The sequence below is a fragment of the Aeromicrobium sp. P5_D10 genome (assembly GCF_054049535.1).
The window spans coordinates 1-742 of record NZ_JBFUME010000028.1 but is presented as its reverse complement, the minus strand read 5'-3'; the positions used below and the strand labels follow the sequence as shown (position 1 = coordinate 742).

The 742-nt window shown below is 64.6% G+C and carries 1 pseudogene; it reads right to left on the bottom strand.

The annotated features are described in order from the left end of the window. Positions 1-572 (bottom strand): annotated as a pseudogene (locus ACXJKC_RS21740) (tetratricopeptide repeat protein); the annotation flags it as partial. Between the last annotated feature and the right edge of the window lie 170 nt (positions 573-742).

Here is a 742-nt window from a genome sequence, read left to right as displayed (position 1 = left end):
GCGTAGGCGGTGTTGCCGTTCATGCGGCGGGCGGTGCGGAATTCTGAGAGCGCCTCGGCCCATTTACCGGCGGCGTAGGCAGTTTCACCGCAGGCTTCGCGGACGAGTCCCGTACGCGTGGCGCGCGCGCGAGCTGCCAGGGCATGCTTATGGGCGGTTTCAGGATCTTCTGCCATCAGCAGACCGGCCATCACCAGGTGGCGGGCCACTTTGTCGGCCAGCTTTTCCGGAAGCGCCTGCAGCGCCTGACGGGCGTGTTTGTCGAGATCTTTTGCGCTGATGTCATCGGGGATCGGCGGACCGTCGTAGATCTTCTGCGCTGCGGTCCGGTCGCCCTCTTCTTGACGACGATTCCTCGGTGCGTCATACGACTTGCCATCACGGCGAGGCTTGCCGTCGCGCGAAGGTTTACCGTCGCGGCCGGGTTTGGTGTCGCGGGTGTTGGGGCGGGGTGCGCCGGTGCCGCGTTGGTCGCGCCCACCACGGGGGGCACCTGAGCTGGGGCCTCGCCCGCCGGATCGGCCGCCACTGGACTGTCCGCCGCCTTGACGGGGGTTTCTCGACTCGGCCATGAGTCGTCCTTCCATGTTTCACTATGTATTTTGCACAAAGAGTGTGGGCACCGTGATGCGGGTGCAGCACACTGATTCTCCCACACCGAACAAGCGATGACGTTCACTGTCGCATGGGGCTCAATCCCACAAAAGGGCATGGAAATGGGTCGAGGCCGCCCCCTTAAGGG